Origin of the sequence: Agarivorans sp. 2_MG-2023 (assembly GCF_030548085.1) — a bacterium.
Taxonomy (GTDB): domain Bacteria; phylum Pseudomonadota; class Gammaproteobacteria; order Enterobacterales; family Celerinatantimonadaceae; genus Agarivorans.
This window is the reverse complement of the sequence record NZ_JAUORQ010000002.1, coordinates 288394-306111: the sequence shown is the minus strand read 5'-3', so window position 1 is coordinate 306111 and position 17718 is coordinate 288394. Positions and strand designations below refer to the sequence as shown.

Sequence of the window (17718 nt, the reverse complement as noted above, 5' to 3'; positions counted from 1 at the left end):
CGCTATGATCGCGGCCGCATGGATCGGGCAAGTTAAAAAGCGTTGGCAGGGATCAAATCGCTGGCAAAAAGCAGCGGTTTATTTAGCTGCGGTATTTTTTGTTTATTTGGTGTTATCTTTAAGCCTGCTCCCTTGGGTCATTAAGCAACAATTAGAAACACAACTTACCGCCAGTAGTGGCCATCCGGTTACAGTGCAACAGGTTTCTTACCACCCCTTAAAAATGTCGTTAACTTTACGTCAGTTTGCTATTCATGAAACGGCACCGGAACAACCCGAGCCTTTGTTTAGCTTTGAACGCTTATACATCGACTTTACCTTAAGTTCCTTATTTTACTGGAGTTGGAACTTTGAGAAGCTAGAGCTAGATGGTTTGTTTTTCCATTTAAGCCGTTTGAAAAACGGCGCTTTGAATATCGATAGCTTATTTCCGCCTGCTGCCGACGCCACACCAGCGGAGCCGCCAGCAAATAATCAAACTAGCCCTGTACCTCGCTTACGGGTTAAACAGTTCACTTTACGAAATGCCCAGTTAAAACTGAGTGATAAGCTTCCTGAGGAAGCGGTGGACTTTGCTATATCAGAATTTGATTTATCCCTCAGCGACTTTTATACCCAAAAAACAGGAGACGGCGCCAATGGTTACAGTATTGATGCGCAAGTGGGGGAAAAGGGACGTTTAGCGTGGAGCGGCAATCTAGATTTACCGGCCTCTAGAGTCTCTGGAAACGTGAGTTTGGAGCAGTTTCAGTTACCTCATGTTTTTAGCTTTTTACGCCCCTATACCGATTTACGAATTACCCAAGGTGCGGTATCACTCAGTTCCAATTACTTGATTGATTATCAAGAGTTGTTTCAATTTACCACTGAGCAAGGCTCGCTGGAGATTACTGACTTTGAAGTGCAAGCCTTTGATCAAACGCGGTCTCAATTTAACGCTTTTTCTTTAAACAACATTGCTTTTAACTTGCAGCAACAGCAGCTTGATTTAGGTGACATATCGCTATCTGAAGGTATGCTGAGTGCGAGCTTTGATAAGCATTCACAATTGGATTGGGCTAACTGGTTTCATTTTGAAAAATTACTGGCAGAAACTCAAACAGATAAACCCACTCTAGAGCAAAACGAGGCGGAATTAGCAGAGCAAACTACTCACGAACCGCAAAGCTCACCTTGGCTGATTTCTTTAAATAGCATCACCGGAAACGCTTTTACATTGATTTTGGGCGAATCCTGGTTAGGGCAGCAGAAAACCCATTCGTTAAGTTTACAGCAATTGGAAGTAGGGCCATTCTCTAGCGATATGCAGCAAACCACTGAGCTGTCTTTGCAGGCACAGTTGTATCAAGGCAGTTCTTTAGACGCTCGATTTAGTTTACTGGGTGTAGAGCAGCGTTTAGCGGGCGAGTTTAGCTTAAGCGATTTGCCTTTGACTCAATTAGAGAAGTGGTACGCTCCGTTTGTTCAGCTGCAAGTAGACAGTGGTGAGCTAGCGCTAAGCAGCCATTTAAGCATCGGTTTTGCAGACGACTTTTTGCTAAATACTGAGCAAGGTAAGGTCAGCATATCTAAGTTAAGCTTAACGGCACCTGATGGGCCCGAACAAGAGGCGTGGTTAGCCTTAGAGGCTCTCTCTGCTCAAGCCATTGATGTTGACTTAAGTCAGCAAAACGTTGCCATTGGAGAAATCACCAGCCAAGGCTTGGTTTTAAGGGCCAGCATTGATCAAGACGGCAATCTTGATGTACTCGAGCAGTTGGGCATAGAGCCAGCATCTGGCGACCTTGAGCAGCCTGAGCATCAACAAAATGAACAGACCCAAACCGAGCTTAGCCAAACTAGCAAAGCAGATTCTCTAGCTCTTGATACCGAGAATGCAACTCAAGCAGACGCTGAGTTGGAGACAAACAATGCTGACTGGTTGGTGAGTATTGATGTCATCAATGCCAGCGATTCATCTTTTAGTTTTAGTGAACCTTTCTCCGGTGAAACGCTTAAACATCAACTTTCTGCGCCGTCTATTATTGTTGAAAATATAGCATCTAGCCTGAGCAAGCCAATTAGCTTGGCAGCGACTTTAGCGGCCGCCCAGGGTGGTGAATTGGTTCTTGGTGGTGAGTTTGCGATTGCCGAGAAAAGCGCAGAATTGGCCGTGCAAATAGACCTGCTTGATTTAGCTTTTTATCAGCCTTATATCGCTCAATATACCGAACTTAATATGCAGTCGGCTCTGTTTAGCACCGAGATGCAGCTAGGGCTCAATTGGCAACAAGGCTTTGATATCAACATGCAAGGGCCTTTGAGTTTGAATCAACTGCACTTAAAAGACGCGCGTGCCCAAGCCGACTTGCTCAAGTGGGCTGAGTTTAATGTAAGCCAGTTTGCGCTTAATACCGCCGAACAAACAATTGCGCTTGGTGAGCTTAACTTCATTCAACCCTATTTCTTAATTCAAATCTCTGAAGATTTTTCGACTAATCTCGCCGGCATTGTTAAAAGCGGTGAGCAATCAACTCAGTCTGCGGAGCCTTCGGAGCAAGCGGTGTCTTCAGAAGAAGAGTCAGAGGCTTGGCAAATTAGTATTGAACAAACCCAATTTAGCCAAGGCTTAGTCGACTTTGCCGATTTCTCTTTAAGCCCCAACTTTGCCGCTAAAATAGAAAAAGTCGCCGGTAAAATTGGCCGCCTGAGTCAAGATCCCGATCATCCCGCGGATGTGAGTTTAAGTGGTGAAGTTGATGGTTACGCACCAGTAAGTTTTGCCGGTAACGTTGCGCCGTTGGCTGAACAACCTGCTTTTGATGCGGCGTTAGATTTTAAACACTTAGAGCTTACTCGGCTAAATGCCTATTCTGGTACCTATGCGGGATACGTGATTGAGCGTGGGCAAATGTCTTTGGCGCTGGCTTACAAGCTTAAGCAAAATCAATTACAAGGCAGTAACCAAGTCTACATTGAGCAGTTGCAACTAGGGAAACGTACCGATAGCGATAAAGCTACCTCGCTACCCGTTGAATTGGCCATTGCCTTACTGGAAGACGATCAAGGGGTGATTGATTTAGGTTTAGAAGTGAGTGGTGACGTAAACGATCCCGACTTTAATGTGGCGGGTTTGGTATTTAAAGCACTTGGTGGTGCCTTGAAAAAGATTATCACCTCGCCGTTTGCGCTTATAGGCTCGTTGATTGGTAGTGATGATACTTTAAACCAGGTGAGTTTTACCGCTGGCAGTAGCGAGATTGAAGAGCAACAACTTAGCCAACTTAGCCAATTAGCTGAGGGCTTGAAAAAGCGACCGCAGCTTAAAATTGGAGTCGTGGGCTCTATAAATGCCGCTCAAGATATTCCTGCACTAAAACGTCAAGCCTTGGCAGAGCAATTAGTTGCCAGTGCGAATGTAGATATGCCCTTACACACTATTAACCTAAGTGCCGTGTTAGATAACCGTGGTTTACGTACGGCGATGGTTAATTTAGCTCAGCAACAGCTCGATGAAGCATCTAGAACGAAAGATCGTCAGCAGATCACCGAAAGCTTAAAAGAGCAACAAAGACTTAATCCCGATAACCTAAATATGGAACTGCACAGCTTGTGGTATCAGCGTTTAGTTGATTTGATTGAACTGAGTGAGGCCGAGCTAGAAGCCTTTGCCGAACAGCGTGCTATTGCCGTGAAAGATGTGCTTACCGAGCAAAATGGCCTGCCTATAGATCGCACCTTTGTACAGCGGCAGGCCTTAGATAAACAAAGTGGAAAAATGCTGGTGACGCTTAGTATTATTGCAGACTAAATACTTGTTTTAGTTGCCTTAAGTAAGCTCCTAAGGATAATGCCAGCAGGTTTTGTAAGGAAATGTAGTATGCAAACTCTTAGCTTGGTGGCTGAGCACGACGACTTCTTGGTGATTAATAAACCCAGTGGGGTGAATTTTCACACTGAATCAGATGAGTTGGGGCTGGTAGAGCAAGCTCGTCAGCAATTCGCTAGCGAGCTTTGGCCAGTACATCGCTTAGATAAGCTTACTTCTGGTTTGCTTCTTCTGGCTAAAAGCAAAGTGGCTACGGCACGTTTTCAAGAATTGTTTAGCCAAGGTTTAGTCAATAAATACTATCTCGCCTTAGCGACAAATAAGCCGAAAAAGAAACAGGGTTTGATTAAAGGCGACATGCTTAAAGCGCGTAATGGGTCCTGGAAGTTAGGGCATAGCCAAAGTAAACCTGCTATTACTCAGTTTTTTAGTTATGCCTTGTTGCCTAAGCGCCGTTTGTTTTTACTTAAACCCCATACTGGCCGTACTCATCAATTAAGGGTGGCCTTAAAAAGCCTTGGTTCACCCATTCTAGGGGATGTTCGATATAGCGGTGATAGTGCTGAACGCGGCTATTTACATGCTTACGGGCTCACCTTTGATTGGCATGGGCAACAATTACGTTTTCTTGCTAGCGGTAATTTAGATGGTGAGTTTGAGCGCTTTGAAGTAGCCGAAAAAATAGTCAGCTTGGCTAAGCCCTGGGATATGAACTTCCCGCAATTAAATGGCCCAACTGCCAAATAAAAAAAGAGCCGCATAATGCGGCTCAAAACGTAGGATGACTATTAGGCTTCTTCGACCGAATTTAATGTTGTTGGTTCATCATCGTTATCTAAATCATCTTCACCAATGCCTTTCAGTTTCGCAATAAGCATACCGGTAATCACTAAGGTAGTAACAACGCCGGCAACCGTTGATATAGTCATTGGCAAGCCAAAACCTAAGGTGCTTGAGTTTAGGATAAAGGTCACAACAACGGTGGTCATAAACATGGCTGGAACAGTGGTTATCCAGTGGAATTTATCGTTGCGCAACAAGTAAGCGGTGGCTGTCCACAACATCATTACTGCGGTAGTTTGGTTGGCAAATCCGAAGTAGCGCCAAATTACCCCAAAGTCTACTTGAGTTAGAATGCCGCCAATAATGAAGATAGGCAGGGCAATTAAGAGGCGATTTTTAACCGGTTTTTGTGAAAGGTTAAAGTACTCAGCCAAAATTAAACGGCTAGAGCGGAACGCAGTATCGCCCGAAGTAATCGGTAAAATAACTACACCTAAGAAAGCTAAAATCCCACCAAATACGCCCAATAAGCCAAATGATGCATCGTAAACCACTTTACCTGGGCCGCCGTTGGCTACTGCCGCTTGCAAGCCTTCCATAGAGTTGAAGAACGATAGCGCAATAGCACACCAGATTAGGGCAATTACACCTTCGCCTATCATCGCGCCGTAAAACACGAAGCGGCCATTGCTTTCATTTTCTACACAGCGCGCCATTAATGGGGACTGAGTCGCGTGGAAACCTGAAATAGCACCACAAGCAATGGTAATAAATAAGGCTGGCCATAGCGGCAAATCGTTAGGGTTCATGTTGGTGAACATTTGGCTTACTTCAAAGCTACCCATTACTTGGTGTTCGCTAGAAAATGCCACTGCAGTAATTAAACCCACCGACATAAAGATAAGTAGTGCGCCAAATAAGGGGTAGAAGCGACCAATAATTTTATCGATAGGAACAATGGTAGCGATGATGTAGTAAACAAATATTAGGCTAACCATTGTACCCAAACCTAGGCTTACACCAGCTTGGTCGTTGATAAGGTTGGTTAACATGCCGGCGGGAGCCGAAACAAAAACCACACCCACCAACAGTAGCAACACAATGGCAAATACATTCATAAAGTGACGCGCGCTTTTGCCCAGGTAGCGACCAGAAAGCGAAGGCACTGAAGCGCCACCATTACGTACCGACAACATGCCTGAGAAGTAATCGTGAGTTGCCCCTGCGAAAATACAACCAACAACAATCCATAACATGGCTGCTGGGCCATAAAGCGCACCCATAATAGGACCAAAAATAGGGCCTACACCGGCAATGTTGAGTAGTTGAATTAGGTAAACTTTTTTCTTCGACATTGGCACATAATCCACACCATCCTGCTTAGCGTAAGCAGGCGTTTGTCGATGTTCCTTAATGCCAAAAACCTTTTCAACAAAGGCGCCGTAAATGAAGTAGCCGCCGAGCAATGCTGCGACGCAAAATAGAAACCAAAGCATGTCGTCCTCTCAGTACTTAGTTGTAATCGAGAACAGAATAAGTGTGAACATTGAAGGGCGCAGCCGAAGCTTAACTAAGCGGCGCTATGTTCAGGTAAGTGGTCGAAATAGCGGTTTAGTGGTTATGCTATTTTCAGGCGAACAGATGCAAAGTACTAACTGCCTATAAACCAAAGTGCTCTTTAATGGCTTTAAAGTAGCGGCGACTAACTGGCAGTTGCACACCACTTTTAGTAAACAATACCGCGCCGCCGTTCTCTTCTAATGATATCTCCAAAATAGCATCTACATTGACTAAGTGTTGCCGATGACAGCGCAATAAGGGCGACTTTTCTTCCAGTACTTTTAGCGTGAGCTGGGTATGGTTAATACCTTGTGAGGTCGCCACATGCACTCCGCTTAAATCGCTTGAGGCGTATTCAATGTCTTCTAAGCGAATCAGTTTTACTCGCTGCTGAAAATAACAAGGAATGAGCTTGAGCTGTTGGTTTTTCAACATGTCTTGGTAAGAGTGAGGGGCTAAAGTACCTTCTGAGAGTAGTGATGGCTCTGTTGACTCTGGTAAGCGTTCTTGCAGTCGCTTTATTGATTTACATAAACGCTTTGGGTCAATGGGCTTGAGCAAATAATCTACCGCATTCTGTTCAAAGGCATCTAAAGCGAATTGGTCGTAGGCGGTAACAAATATAATCGCGGGTGCATTGTCACTATCCAGCATATTAGCTAGCTCTAACCCACTAATTTGCGGCATTTCTATATCAAGAAAGAGTACATCAGCTTCTAGCTGTTTAAGGTGCTTCAAGCATTCAATAGCATTACCAAATTGGCCCACCACCTCAAGTTGCGGGTGATGTTGTAGCAATTCGAACAACTCTTCGCGTGCTAGTGGTTCATCATCAACAATAATGGCTCTCATGGGTTTGGCTCCTGAGGCAGTGATATCACCACGCGAGTATATTGGTGTAACTGACATTCAATTTGTAAGGCGTATTGTTCGCCAAAGGCATTACGCAAACGCGTATCAACAATGTGCATGCCTAAGCCTTCGCTGGTGACTTGTTCCGGTTTTTGGTAAAGGCCTGCGTTGTCTTCTACCACTAACTGGTTTATGCCATTTTTAATTCGACTATAAATGGTTATTTCACCGGTCTCGAGCAAGTGAGCGGTACCATGCTTAATGGCATTTTCTACTAAGGGTTGCAGAGTAAAGGTGGGTAATTCAAGTTGCAGAAAAGACTCATCAATAGCTTGTTTTACCACTAAACGATCGGCAAAGCGCACCTGCTCAATATGTAGGTAAGCATTAACATGTTCGAGTTCTACGCTGACTAAACTGGTTTGTTGATTGCGTTTTAAGTTAATCCGCAAAAACAGCGCTAAGTCAGCAATTAACTCGCGTGCCGAACTGGCGTCGCGCTTCACTACCGCGCTAATTGTATTAAGAGCGTTAAATAAGAAATGAGGGTTTATTTGGGCGCGAGCCAATTTTAATTCGGCTTCTGTTAACAATTGCTGTTGCTGATGCACGTGGCTGTCACGCAGTTGCTCGGCAATCACTTTGGCGATACCTTCGCCTAGCGCTCGGTTAATGTGTAAAAACAAGCGACGTTTCGATTCATACAGTTTTACGGTACCAATCACTTCTTTGTCGCTGCCGCGAATTGGTACCACAAGCGACGAACCCAAGGGGCATTTGTCACTGCTGCTGCATTGATAGGGCTCTTCTACACCGTCGGCAAATACCACGCGATTTTCTTTAATGGCTTGGTAAGTTTGTTTCGACGATATTGGCCGGCCAGCGCTGTGGTGGTCGCTGCCCAAGCCCGTGTAGGCTAATACTTGCTGGGTATCGGTAATGGCTACCGCAGATACGCCGGTTTCTTCATGAATGATGTTGGCAATGCGCACTGCGTCTTGTTGTTTGAAACCTTGATGAAAAATGCCCACCATCCGCTGGGCTAAATTAAGTGCTTTGGCCGAAGAGTGGCTACTAAATTTATCGTATAAGCGGCGGCGGTCGCGGATCATCATCATAAACAATGCCGCGCCTATTGAGTTGGCGAGCACCATCGGCAAGGCGATAACTTCCACCAGAGCAAGGGCTTGGTCAAAGGGTTTTGCAATGGCCAAAATCAGCAGCATTTGCAGGGTTTCTGCTATTAGTGTGGCAACAAAGGCGATAGTGGGGGAAAACAAGTGCTCGTTATGATGGCTGCGATGGCGGATCCATAAATGAAACAAGCCGCCGACTAAGCCTTCTAAAGTGGTCGAAACCGCACAGGCAACATCGGTAAAACCGCCCATAAAGTAACGATGCATACCGCCAGTAAACCCGACTAGCAATCCTAATATTGGACCACCAAATAATCCGCCCAACACCGCACCTACAGCGCGAGTATTGGCAATAGCATCATCAATGGCTAAACCGAAATACGAGCCCAAAATACAAAAGCCGGAAAACAAGCAGTAAATGGTAAGGGTATTAGGTAGCCGAGGAGATAAATTAGTGAGGGGTAAAAAGGCCGGTGTTTTACTTAATAGGTAAGCGATAACCAGAAAAACGCTCATTTGTTGGGCTAAAGATAGCAGCAGGGAAAAATCACTCAATATCATCAGCTATTAGAGCCTCGCAAGTTGGCGAAAGGATATCTGGTATTCACAGTAGATAGCAGCATATTAGCATACTGTTTGTGGCAACTAATAGGACTTACCAAAACTGCTGGTAATGCTCTTAACAAGCTGGTAACGCTTGACCGCTTGCAAATGGTGTAAGCACTGGTATTGTGATGGGTTTCTATAATAATTAATCCCGCTACGGGAAAGGAAATGTGTGGCTAAATCCGCCACCGGAGTAAGAGAGCAAATGCAAAAAGATCCAATTAACGATATTCATATTTCGTCAGAACAAGTTTTAATCACTCCTGAACAGCTTCGTGAGAAGTTGCCTGCGTCAAAAGAAGCGCTGCAATTTGTTCTAGAATCTCGCAAAACAATTGCCAATATTTGTCATCATCGCGACCCGCGTTTGTTGGTGATTGCTGGTCCTTGTTCGATTCACGACTTAGACCAAGCCAAGGAATATGCGACGCGCTTGAAGAAGCTGCACGACCAGTATCAAGATCGCTTGTTTATTGTTATGCGGGTTTATTTTGAAAAACCTCGTACTACAGTGGGTTGGAAAGGCTTTATTAACGACCCTCACATGGATAACTCGTTCGACGTAGAAACAGGCTTGCACAATGCTCGTGAACTACTAACTTGGACTGCTGAGTTAGGTTTACCGGTGGCTACTGAAGCGCTAGATCCAATTAGCCCACAATACTTGTCTGAGCTATTCTCTTGGGCAGCCATTGGCGCACGTACTACTGAATCGCAAACTCACCGTGAAATGGCCAGTGGTTTATCTATGCCTGTTGGTTTCAAAAATGGTACTGACGGCAATTTAGGTACAGCGATTAATGCGATGCAATCTGCAGCTTCTTCGCACCGTTTCATGGGCATTAACCAACAGGGCCAAGTGTCGTTGTTGCAAACCCAAGGTAACCCAGACGGTCACGTAATTTTACGTGGTGGTAAGCAACCTAACTACGATTCAGTGAACGTGGCATTGGCAGAGCAAGCGATGGAAAAAGCCGGTTTAGCGCCTAAGCTAGTGGTTGACTGTAGCCATGCTAACTCAAGCAAGAATCATGAGTTACAGCCATTAGTTGCTGCAAACGTGATTAACCAGATTGAAGAAGGCAATAAATCAATTATTGGCTTAATGTTAGAAAGTAACTTGGAAGCAGGTAATCAACCAAGTGAAGCGCCTAAGTCAGATCTTAAATACGGTGTATCGGTAACCGATGCCTGTATTGACTGGACATCTACAGCAACCTTGTTAGACAAGATGTTTAACGATCTTAGCGACAGCTTAGCCAAACGCTTGGCAAAATAATAACGGAAACAACATGGTTCAAGCTCTAAATCTCTTACGTGACCAAATCGATGAAGTTGATCAGCAACTTCTTGATTTGCTGCAACAACGTATTCAGCTGGTGCACAAAGTTGGCGAAGTAAAAACGCAACATGGTTTGCCTATTTATGCCCCCGACCGCGAAGCCGCCATGCTGGCTAAGCGTCGTGCAGAAGCTGAAAATAAAGGTGTGCCACCTGCACTGATTGAAGATGTGTTACGCCGAGTGATGCGTGAGTCTTATACCAGTGAAAAGGACAGTGGTTTTAAAACCATTAAACCTGAGTTGGGTAACATTGTTGTGATTGGTGGTCGCGGGCAATTGGGGCGTTTGTTTGTGCAAATGTTTACGTTGTCGGGCTACCAGGTTGATGTGATTGGTAAAGAAGATTGGCAACAAGCCCCCGAGCTGTTTGCTAACGCCGGTTTGGTTTTGGTATCGGTACCCATTAACTTAACCGAGTCGGTGATTGCTCAACTCGGGAATTTGCCAAAAGATTGTATTTTGGCAGACATCACCAGTATTAAAGCTGCTCCTTTGAGTAAAATGCTCGCAGTGCATCAAGGCCCAGTTGTTGGCTTGCACCCGATGTTTGGCCCAGATGTACCAAGCTTAGCAAAACAAGTGATTGTGTATGCTGATGGGCGCGGTAGCGAGCAATACCAGTGGTTATTGCAGCAAATGGGCATTTGGGGCGCGCGCTTACATGCTGTGGAAGCCGAAAGCCACGATAAAGCAATGACATTGATTCAGTCTTTGCGTCACTTTACCTCGTTTGCTTATGGCATGCATTTAGCGCAAGAAGATGCAGATTTAAAACTGCTGCTTGATTTAAGTTCGCCGATTTATCGCTTGGAGCTAGCCATGGTAGGGCGCTTGTTTGCTCAGTCGCCTGATTTGTATGCCGATATTATTATGGCCTCGGATCAAAGCACCGCTATGATCAAACGTTATCATCAGCACTTTGGGCAATTGGTTGAGCTAATTGAAAGCAAAGACCGAGCAGGCTTTATTGCTTGTTTTGAGCGTGTTAGTCAATGGTTTGGTGATTACTCACAAGAGTTCTTGGAAGAAAGTAGAAGTTTGTTACAGCAAGCTAATGACAGCCGCCGCTCTTAAGTATTGCCTTTGAATATTAGCCAGTCTTTATGACTGGCTTTTTTGTGCCAGCGATGGGGTTTAAAGGTGCTTTTCGGTAAGGGTTTGTGCTTGTAGCTCGTAGTCAGTAATTTTGCTGCTTAGCCACGCTAATGCATCAGTTTTATCGATAAAAATTTGTACTGTTTCACCCGCTTGAATATATATCTGGCTCAGGTGCCATTTGGCTAACTCTGGTACGCTAGCATGGGTAAGGATAAGTGCAGTGGCTACTCGGCCACGTTGCTTTTCAATCTTAAGCCATTCAATTAATTGATTAGCAGCATCTTCAGTGTAAAAGGTTTCTCCATGGAAAGTGGCTAATACAGCCCAGGGAGAGTCTAACAACTTATCTAATATGGGAGCCGCGGCGCTGCCACTCTCTTCCATTTGTTCGAGATTCCAAGGGCCGGTGCCCTCAATTTCCATTATCTGTCCGTTCAGTGCGAACTCAATACTACCGTGTGCTTCTCGCAATGCCGCCTCCCGCTAAAACTAAACCGACGAAATTGTATTGGCTTGTCTTTTCAAGTTTACGTTAGATCGCTATTTCAGCAAGTTTCAACTCGTCATTTCGACTAAATGATTAGTCAGTAAATAGCCAATGTTAAGCCTTCTTTTCTGGCATTAAGGTGCGCTAAAAAAGTTACTATGTTGCTGGCTTTCGCCTTGTTTAAGCGCTAGGTTACTGCTGTTGTGGTGTAGCCAATTGTGATTGATAACAATGCCTTTTGCACTGGCGAAATCTAATAAAATACCGGCCCGTTTATGTTGATAAATGTGGTTGTTATGGATTTCTATTTTGCTCACCAAGCCGCTACCTTTGGGGTGTTGGTAGATCAAAATGCCATCTTCATCGGTATCAAAGAATTGGTTATCAAATATCTCAATATCACTGACTGAGCCGTTGCCTTCAGTCATAATCGCCATCGCCCCGGCACCTTCAAACAAGCGTTCTCCGCTTTGCTCATTAAATGCTTCGCGAATGTTATGTACTGTGTTGTTGTATATCTTAATGTTCTTTACAAAGGGCGGGCTAAAACCCAGCAAACCTCCAGCATCTAAATAAATACCGCGACGATGTAAGCCATGAATAAGATTGTTATGAATACTGCCGTTTTTTACGCCTTCTTTTAAGTCAATGCCTTCGCCGCCAAAGCGTGGATTGCCACCATCAAAAATCTGATTATTTTTGATTTCGAAATCGTGTACCCCGTTAGCCATTGTTGGCATTGTCATCCTCGCCTAAGCATGCTTGCTGAATGATGTTTCCGTCGATGGTTAGCTGGCTAAGGTTATTGTATTGCTGAGGATCTTGTTGCCATGCTACCCCCCACACGGCAATGCCAGACTGTACAGTTTGAAAGGTATGATTGTTGCGAAGCGTGATATGGCTAACAGGCTTAACACTTGAGCCTTCAAGGTAAATACCATTAAACGCTTGCTGAATAGTAAAGCCTTCGATGGTAATGTGGCTCTGCTGCTTGATGCTAAAACCCGCACCTATTAGTAAAGTGTTCGCACGTTCCCCGGGCAGGCTGCTAATGGTAATGGCTTGATTGTGCTGACCCGAACTATTGATGTTCACAGGGGTGCTTAAGTGATATTGACCCGGAGTAACCCATAGCTGGTCGCCAGCTGCCAGTTGATTAACGGCGTATTGTAAGTTGTTCCACGGTTTAGCGCGGCTGCCATCTGCTGGAACTGTGTAGCTGATTGCATTAACACCGCTAGTGACAAAGTAGTCTGCGGCAAATACATTGGAGATGGAGCCTATTAAGACTAAGCCCCCAATAAGCCTGCCTATGAGCAACTGACAACAAGCAAACATAACGCTTTTAGCCTCCTTAATCCCAACAGTCATTGCAGTTTACTAAGGGCTAAGCATAAATTCAGTGTGTTACTGCTCGTTTAAAAGAGCTGAGCTGTATTTAGCAACACAGATTTAAGCGCTTTGGCTTAGGCTGATGGGCCTAATTCATGGGCTTTTAGAGGGCGTAAGTGCAGGGCAAACCTGGATTAACGGCCTGAAAGGAAAAAAACATGCTTATTTAACACTTTCATTGCGGCAAACTATGTTTATTCGCCGCTATATTGGTTAAAATTGCGCGTTTTTGGTACTTCGACGTAGGTCATTACACGATGTTTGAAATTAATTCGGTGAACAATTCTCTAGCAGATATTAAAGAGCGCACAGAAGTGCTCCGGGGGTATCTTTGACTACGATGCAAAAGCAGAGCAGTTAGAAGAAGTTAGTCGCGAATTAGAACAGCCCGAAATTTGGAATGATCCAGCACGTGCCCAAGCGCTAGGTAAAGAGCGCTCGGCGCTTGAGTTAGTGGTAAAAACCATTGATAACCTGACCCAAGGCATAGAAGATGTGGCCGGTTTGGTTGAGCTTGCAGTAGAGGAAGAAGACCAAGAAACCTTTGACGAAGCCGAGGCTGAAGCCCAAGACCTGATTACTCAATTAGAAAAACTAGAGTTTCGCCGCATGTTTGCTGGCGATATGGACGAAAGCGATTGTTATATCGATATTCAATCAGGCTCTGGCGGCACCGAGGCTCAAGACTGGGCCAATATGATGCTGCGTATGTATTTACGTTGGTGTGAAGCACATAAATTTAAAGCTGAATTAGTTGAAGTGTCGGATGGTGATGTTGCTGGTATTAAAGGCGCCACCATTAAAGTCAGTGGTGAATATGCTTACGGCTGGCTTCGTACCGAAACGGGCGTACATCGCCTAGTACGTAAATCGCCGTTTGATTCTAGCGGACGTCGTCATACGTCGTTTGCGTCGGCATTCATCTACCCAGAAATTGATGACAGTATTGAAGTTGATATTGATACTGGTGATTTACGGATTGACGTATACCGCGCGTCCGGTGCTGGTGGTCAACACGTAAATAAAACCGAATCTGCGGTGCGTATTACCCATTTGCCTACCAATACGGTTGTGCAGTGTCAAAGTGGTCGTTCGCAACACAAGAACAAAGACGAAGCAATGAAGCAGCTAAAAGCTAAATTGTTTGAGTTAGAGCTGCAAAAACAAAATGCCGAGAAGCAAGTGGCAGAAGATAACAAGTCGGATATTGGCTGGGGCAGCCAAATTCGTTCTTATGTATTAGATGATTCGCGGATTAAAGACCTTCGAACTGGCATTGAGAACCGAAATACTCAGGCCGTGTTAGATGGTGATTTAGACAAATTTATAGAAGCTAGCCTTAAGTCAGGGCTGTAACGAGCAAGGTTTTCACAATGTCAGAACAAACAGAACAAAGTCTGGAACAAGCAGCACAAGAAGAAAATAAACTGATCGCAGAGCGTCGCGCTAAGTTAGACAAAATTCGCGAAACTTGCTCGGCTAATGGCCACCCAAATGACTTTAAACGTGAGCACTTAGCTGACGATTTACAGCAACAGTTTGGCGAACAGTCTAAAGAAGATTTAGAGGCTGCTGGTAACGTAGCTGCTATTGCTGGCCGTATTATGGCAAAACGTGGTCCTTTCTTGGTGCTACAAGACGTATCTGGTCGCATTCAGGCATACGCGCCTAAACAAGTACAAAAAGATCTTAAAGAGATTGGCGGCCTAGACATTGGTGACATCATTGGAGTTAAAGGTGCGCTGCATAAATCAGGCAAAGGTGATCTTTACGTGAACATGGACGAATACACTTTGCTCACTAAAGCATTGCGTCCATTGCCAGAAAAATTCCATGGTTTAACTGACCAAGAGCAGCGTTACCGCCAGCGTTATGTTGATTTGATCGTGAACGACGATTCACGCCAAGCCTTCATGGTGCGCTCTAAGTTGGTAGCCGGTATTCGCCGCTTTATGGAGTCTAAGGACTTCATGGAAGTGGAAACGCCAATGATGCAAGTGATCCCTGGCGGCGCCACGGCACGTCCATTTGTCACTCATCACAACGCGCTAGATCAAGAGATGTTCCTGCGTATCGCACCAGAACTTTATTTGAAGCGTTTAGTGGTAGGTGGCTTTGAGCGCGTATTCGAAATCAACCGTAACTTCCGTAACGAAGGTTTATCGCCGCGCCATAACCCAGAGTTCACTATGATGGAATTCTACATGGCCTACTCGGACTACAACGATCTAATGGATCTAACCGAAGAAATGCTGCGCACTGTAGCGGTTGAGGTTCTAGGCTCTTCTTCTATGCCTTATGGCGAAGAGACAGTGGAGTTTGCTGGTAGCTACCCACGCTTGAGTATGTTGCAAGCGATTAAGCAGTACAATCCAGAGCACACCGATATTCAAGCTTTAGATTACGACAAAGTGCAAGACCGCGAGCACATGGTTAGCATTGCTAAATCAGTTGGTGTTGAAGTAGAGACGTTCTGGACTTGTGGCCAGCTACTTGAAGAGATCTTTGGTGAGACTGCTGAGCCTAAGCTAATTCAGCCAACCTTTATTACCGAATACCCAGCAGATATTAGCCCACTAGCGCGTCGTAACGACGACAACGCCTTCATCACTGACCGTTTTGAGTTCTTCATCGGTGGCCGTGAAGTCGCGAATGGCTTCTCTGAGCTTAACGATGCGGAAGACCAAGATGCGCGCTTTAAGGCGCAGGTTGAGGCTAAAGATGCTGGCGATGATGAAGCGATGTTCTACGACGCCGATTACATCACCGCCTTAGAGCACGGCCTACCACCAACGGCTGGCCAAGGTATTGGTATTGACCGTCTAGCGATGCTCTTCACCAACACTCATACCATTCGTGATGTGATTTTGTTCCCAGCGATGCGCCCACAAGCCTAAAGCTGACAGAAAAATCATTAAAGCCACGCACTTTTAAAAGTGTGTGGCTTTTTTTTTACTTTTTTTAGTTATAGTAACAATGATTGAATGTACGACAATATTTGGCGAATAAGGGAGAGGGATAGTGAAGATGCTTATGTGGGGATTAGTAATAGTTGTGCTGGCAGTGGGTGGATTCATGACCTTTAAGAATCTAAAAGAGCCTGGTGATTTAGGGCTTAATGCTGGTCGTTTAGCGCCGCTAGCCAGTTCACCGAATGGCGTTTCTAGCTACGCAGAAGAAGATGACAAAAAAGTCGCGCCTTTAGCTTTTAAGGCTGATCTAAAAAGTACTCAGTTAGCGGCTTTGCGCGCTTTTGCACATATGCCAAATAACAAAGTGGTGTCACGTAATGGTGACTACGTGCATGTTGTGTTTTTTAGCCCCAAGGTGGGTTATCGTGATGATGTGGAACTGTATTTTGATGAAACCAATCAACTCTTACATTTCCGCTCTCAATCGCGCGTAGGTTACTCCGATATGGGGATAAATAAGCTTCGTTATCAAGAGTTTGCAAAGTTATACAATGAAGCCGATTAAGCATTCATAAAAGCGTGAGCCAAGTTGCAGTTAGCGCAGCTTGGCTTTACCAAGTGGGTTTTATTGGCTTAGCTTAGAAGAACCTTATTCACATGCGGTGATTCTGTGAAAGCTCTAATTGCTAGTTTTCTAATTCTATTCTGTAGCGCTTTAATGGCCGAATCGGCTAATCCTAAACCTCGTTATTTAGTGGTACCTAAAACGGTAACCAATCCCTTTTTCGATGATGTAGAAAAGGGCTGTTTACAGGCTGCTGCAGAGCTAGACGTGGAATGTATTTATCTCGGGCCCGAAGAAGCCGATGCGAGATACCAAGACCAAATTATTACCCAGCAAATAGAACAAGGTGTTGATGGCATTTCGGTGTCGGTGATTAACTCGCGAGTATTAACCCACCGCAGTATGTTGCTGGCTAAGCAACAAAAGGTGCCGGTAGTGACTTTCGATTCCGACTTTTCTGAGCAGGCTTTAGCGCAAAACCCCACGTTGCGTTATAGCTATATTGGTACCGACAACTTCCAGTTCGGTTTTCAATTAGGCCGCTTAACCCAGGCTTTAAAGCCAAAGGGCGGAGCGTTTTGTATCTTAACAGGGCATAAAGGTGCTGCTAACTTGGTTGAACGCATAAATGGTGTTTATGCAGGACTAGGGTTCAACAGCAAAGGCAATAGCGAGCTCTGGGAAGAACACAGTCGCTGCCCAATCCATTCAGACGACGAAGCACTACGATCGCTGAATAACCTAGATAGAATGGTGCGCTTACATCAATACGAACCTAAATTGCTAGATGCAGTGATTACCGTCGGTGCTTGGCCACAAACCCTTGAGTTTAAGTACACCGAAATTATTAGCCCTTACCAAAAAACGCTAGATTCAAAAAACTTACTGCTGATTTTTGGCGATACCTTAGAGGTGCAAAAGCGCCTACTTGCTCAAGGTTTAGCCCATGGAAATGTAGGGCAGTCTCCTTATGATATGGGTTATCAGTCAATTTATACCCTGCACAGTATTCATCAAGGTAATGCGGTAGAGCCGATTATTCATACCAAATTGGAGCGCTGCGTTTACGGCCAACAGCCACTTTGTCAATAAATCACACTTTGCTGGTTGCTTACAATTAAGTCATTGAGACCTTGTTGTTTTTATGCAGAATAATGAGACTTTTCTTTTACGACA

General features: G+C 44.9%; 15 protein-coding genes. 9 read left to right on the top strand and 6 right to left on the bottom strand.

Annotated features, from left to right (window positions below; all coding sequences use genetic code 11):
* The first annotated feature begins 4 nt into the window (after window positions 1-4).
* Both Q4549_RS04050 and Q4549_RS04045 read left to right on the top strand, forming a co-directional pair.
* Window positions 5-3790 (top strand): DUF748 domain-containing protein, encoded by a 3786-nt coding sequence (locus Q4549_RS04050; RefSeq protein ID WP_303549196.1) that lies wholly within the window; start codon window positions 5-7, stop codon window positions 3788-3790.
* A gap of 69 nt (window positions 3791-3859) precedes the next feature.
* Window positions 3860-4555: a TIGR01621 family pseudouridine synthase gene (locus Q4549_RS04045; protein WP_303549198.1), complete on the top strand. Its 696-nt coding sequence runs from the start codon at window positions 3860-3862 to the stop codon at window positions 4553-4555.
* 41 nt (window positions 4556-4596) lie between these two features.
* Here the strand turns inward: Q4549_RS04045 and Q4549_RS04040 are convergent, their stop codons facing one another.
* On the bottom strand, window positions 4597-6087 hold the full coding sequence (locus Q4549_RS04040) for a carbon starvation protein A (RefSeq protein ID WP_303549200.1): 1491 nt from the start codon (window positions 6085-6087) through the stop codon (window positions 4597-4599).
* On the opposite strand from Q4549_RS04040, the gene Q4549_RS04035 reads away from it, so the two are divergent.
* A complete protein-coding gene (locus Q4549_RS04035; protein WP_303557088.1) occupies window positions 6086-6256 on the top strand; it encodes a hypothetical protein in 171 nt (56 codons plus the stop codon). The genes Q4549_RS04040 and Q4549_RS04035 overlap by 2 nt on opposite strands.
* On the opposite strand, the gene btsR is transcribed toward Q4549_RS04035, so the two are convergent.
* The gene (btsR, locus tag Q4549_RS04030) at window positions 6251-7003 is read right to left on the bottom strand and encodes a two-component system response regulator BtsR (protein WP_137672125.1); all 753 of its coding nucleotides are present in this window, start codon (window positions 7001-7003) and stop codon (window positions 6251-6253) included. The two genes, Q4549_RS04035 and btsR, sit on opposite strands and share 6 nt — an antisense overlap.
* Window positions 7000-8700 (bottom strand): sensor histidine kinase, encoded by a 1701-nt coding sequence (locus Q4549_RS04025; RefSeq protein WP_303549204.1) that lies wholly within the window; start codon window positions 8698-8700, stop codon window positions 7000-7002. Before Q4549_RS04025 ends, btsR begins: the two co-directional genes overlap by 4 nt.
* A gap of 250 nt (window positions 8701-8950) precedes the next feature.
* On the opposite strand from Q4549_RS04025, the gene Q4549_RS04020 reads away from it, so the two are divergent.
* Complete coding sequence (locus tag Q4549_RS04020; protein WP_137672335.1) at window positions 8951-10024, top strand: 3-deoxy-7-phosphoheptulonate synthase; 1074 nt, start codon at window positions 8951-8953, stop codon at window positions 10022-10024.
* Between the two features lie 13 nt (window positions 10025-10037).
* The gene (gene tyrA, locus Q4549_RS04015; RefSeq protein WP_137672123.1) at window positions 10038-11162 is read left to right on the top strand and encodes a bifunctional chorismate mutase/prephenate dehydrogenase; all 1125 of its coding nucleotides are present in this window, start codon (window positions 10038-10040) and stop codon (window positions 11160-11162) included.
* Window positions 11163-11222: 60 nt separating this feature from the next.
* Here tyrA and Q4549_RS04010 read toward each other — a convergent pair whose 3' ends face one another.
* From Q4549_RS04010 to Q4549_RS04000, 3 genes are all read right to left on the bottom strand, one after another.
* A complete protein-coding gene (locus Q4549_RS04010; RefSeq protein WP_303549207.1) occupies window positions 11223-11657 on the bottom strand; it encodes a hypothetical protein in 435 nt (144 codons plus the stop codon).
* A gap of 150 nt (window positions 11658-11807) precedes the next feature.
* Window positions 11808-12404 carry a right-handed parallel beta-helix repeat-containing protein gene (locus Q4549_RS04005; RefSeq protein WP_303549210.1) on the bottom strand — a complete coding sequence of 199 codons (597 nt, stop codon included), beginning with the start codon at window positions 12402-12404 and terminating at the stop codon, window positions 11808-11810.
* Window positions 12397-13044 (bottom strand): hypothetical protein, encoded by a 648-nt coding sequence (locus Q4549_RS04000; protein ID WP_303549213.1) that lies wholly within the window; start codon window positions 13042-13044, stop codon window positions 12397-12399. The genes Q4549_RS04005 and Q4549_RS04000 overlap by 8 nt, the downstream gene beginning before the upstream one ends.
* Before the next feature lie 278 nt (window positions 13045-13322).
* Between Q4549_RS04000 and prfB the strand changes: the two genes are divergently transcribed.
* The 4 genes from prfB (at window position 13323) to Q4549_RS03980 (ending at window position 17634) form a co-directional block, all read left to right on the top strand.
* Window positions 13323-14421, top strand: a protein-coding gene (gene prfB / locus Q4549_RS03995; protein WP_137672120.1) for a peptide chain release factor 2 whose coding sequence is annotated in 2 segments (ribosomal slippage) — window positions 13323-13397 and window positions 13399-14421 — 1098 coding nt in all. Because the reading frame shifts where the segments join, the coding sequence is not laid out codon by codon here.
* A gap of 17 nt (window positions 14422-14438) precedes the next feature.
* A complete protein-coding gene (lysS, locus tag Q4549_RS03990) occupies window positions 14439-15962 on the top strand; it encodes a lysine--tRNA ligase (RefSeq protein WP_303549217.1) in 1524 nt (507 codons plus the stop codon).
* 130 nt (window positions 15963-16092) lie between these two features.
* Window positions 16093-16542 carry a DUF1499 domain-containing protein gene (locus Q4549_RS03985; protein WP_303549720.1) on the top strand — a complete coding sequence of 150 codons (450 nt, stop codon included), beginning with the start codon at window positions 16093-16095 and terminating at the stop codon, window positions 16540-16542.
* A 105-nt stretch (window positions 16543-16647) separates the two neighbouring features.
* Window positions 16648-17634, top strand: a complete 987-nt coding sequence (locus Q4549_RS03980; RefSeq protein WP_303549220.1) for a substrate-binding domain-containing protein — start codon at window positions 16648-16650, stop codon at window positions 17632-17634.
* The last annotated feature ends 84 nt before the right edge of the window (window positions 17635-17718 follow it).

What these genes read in the sequence shown, in the direction of transcription:
- Q4549_RS04050 (WP_303549196.1), top strand. Translation starts at nt 5, where the DNA reads ATGATCGCGGCCGCATGGATCGGGCAAGTTAAAAAGCGTTGGCAGGGA.
- Q4549_RS04045 (WP_303549198.1), top strand. Translation starts at nt 3,860, where the DNA reads ATGCAAACTCTTAGCTTGGTGGCTGAGCACGACGACTTCTTGGTGATT.
- Q4549_RS04035 (WP_303557088.1), top strand. Translation starts at nt 6,086, where the DNA reads ATGTCGTCCTCTCAGTACTTAGTTGTAATCGAGAACAGAATAAGTGTG.
- Q4549_RS04040 (WP_303549200.1), bottom strand. Translation starts at nt 6,087, where the DNA reads ATGCTTTGGTTTCTATTTTGCGTCGCAGCATTGCTCGGCGGCTACTTC.
- btsR (WP_137672125.1), bottom strand. Translation starts at nt 7,003, where the DNA reads ATGAGAGCCATTATTGTTGATGATGAACCACTAGCACGCGAAGAGTTG.
- Q4549_RS04025 (WP_303549204.1), bottom strand. Translation starts at nt 8,700, where the DNA reads ATGATATTGAGTGATTTTTCCCTGCTGCTATCTTTAGCCCAACAAATG.
- Q4549_RS04020 (WP_137672335.1), top strand. Translation starts at nt 8,951, where the DNA reads ATGCAAAAAGATCCAATTAACGATATTCATATTTCGTCAGAACAAGTT.
- tyrA (WP_137672123.1), top strand. Translation starts at nt 10,038, where the DNA reads ATGGTTCAAGCTCTAAATCTCTTACGTGACCAAATCGATGAAGTTGAT.
- Q4549_RS04005 (WP_303549210.1), bottom strand. Translation starts at nt 12,404, where the DNA reads ATGGCTAACGGGGTACACGATTTCGAAATCAAAAATAATCAGATTTTT.
- Q4549_RS04000 (WP_303549213.1), bottom strand. Translation starts at nt 13,044, where the DNA reads ATGACTGTTGGGATTAAGGAGGCTAAAAGCGTTATGTTTGCTTGTTGT.
- lysS (WP_303549217.1), top strand. Translation starts at nt 14,439, where the DNA reads ATGTCAGAACAAACAGAACAAAGTCTGGAACAAGCAGCACAAGAAGAA.
- Q4549_RS03985 (WP_303549720.1), top strand. Translation starts at nt 16,093, where the DNA reads ATGCTTATGTGGGGATTAGTAATAGTTGTGCTGGCAGTGGGTGGATTC.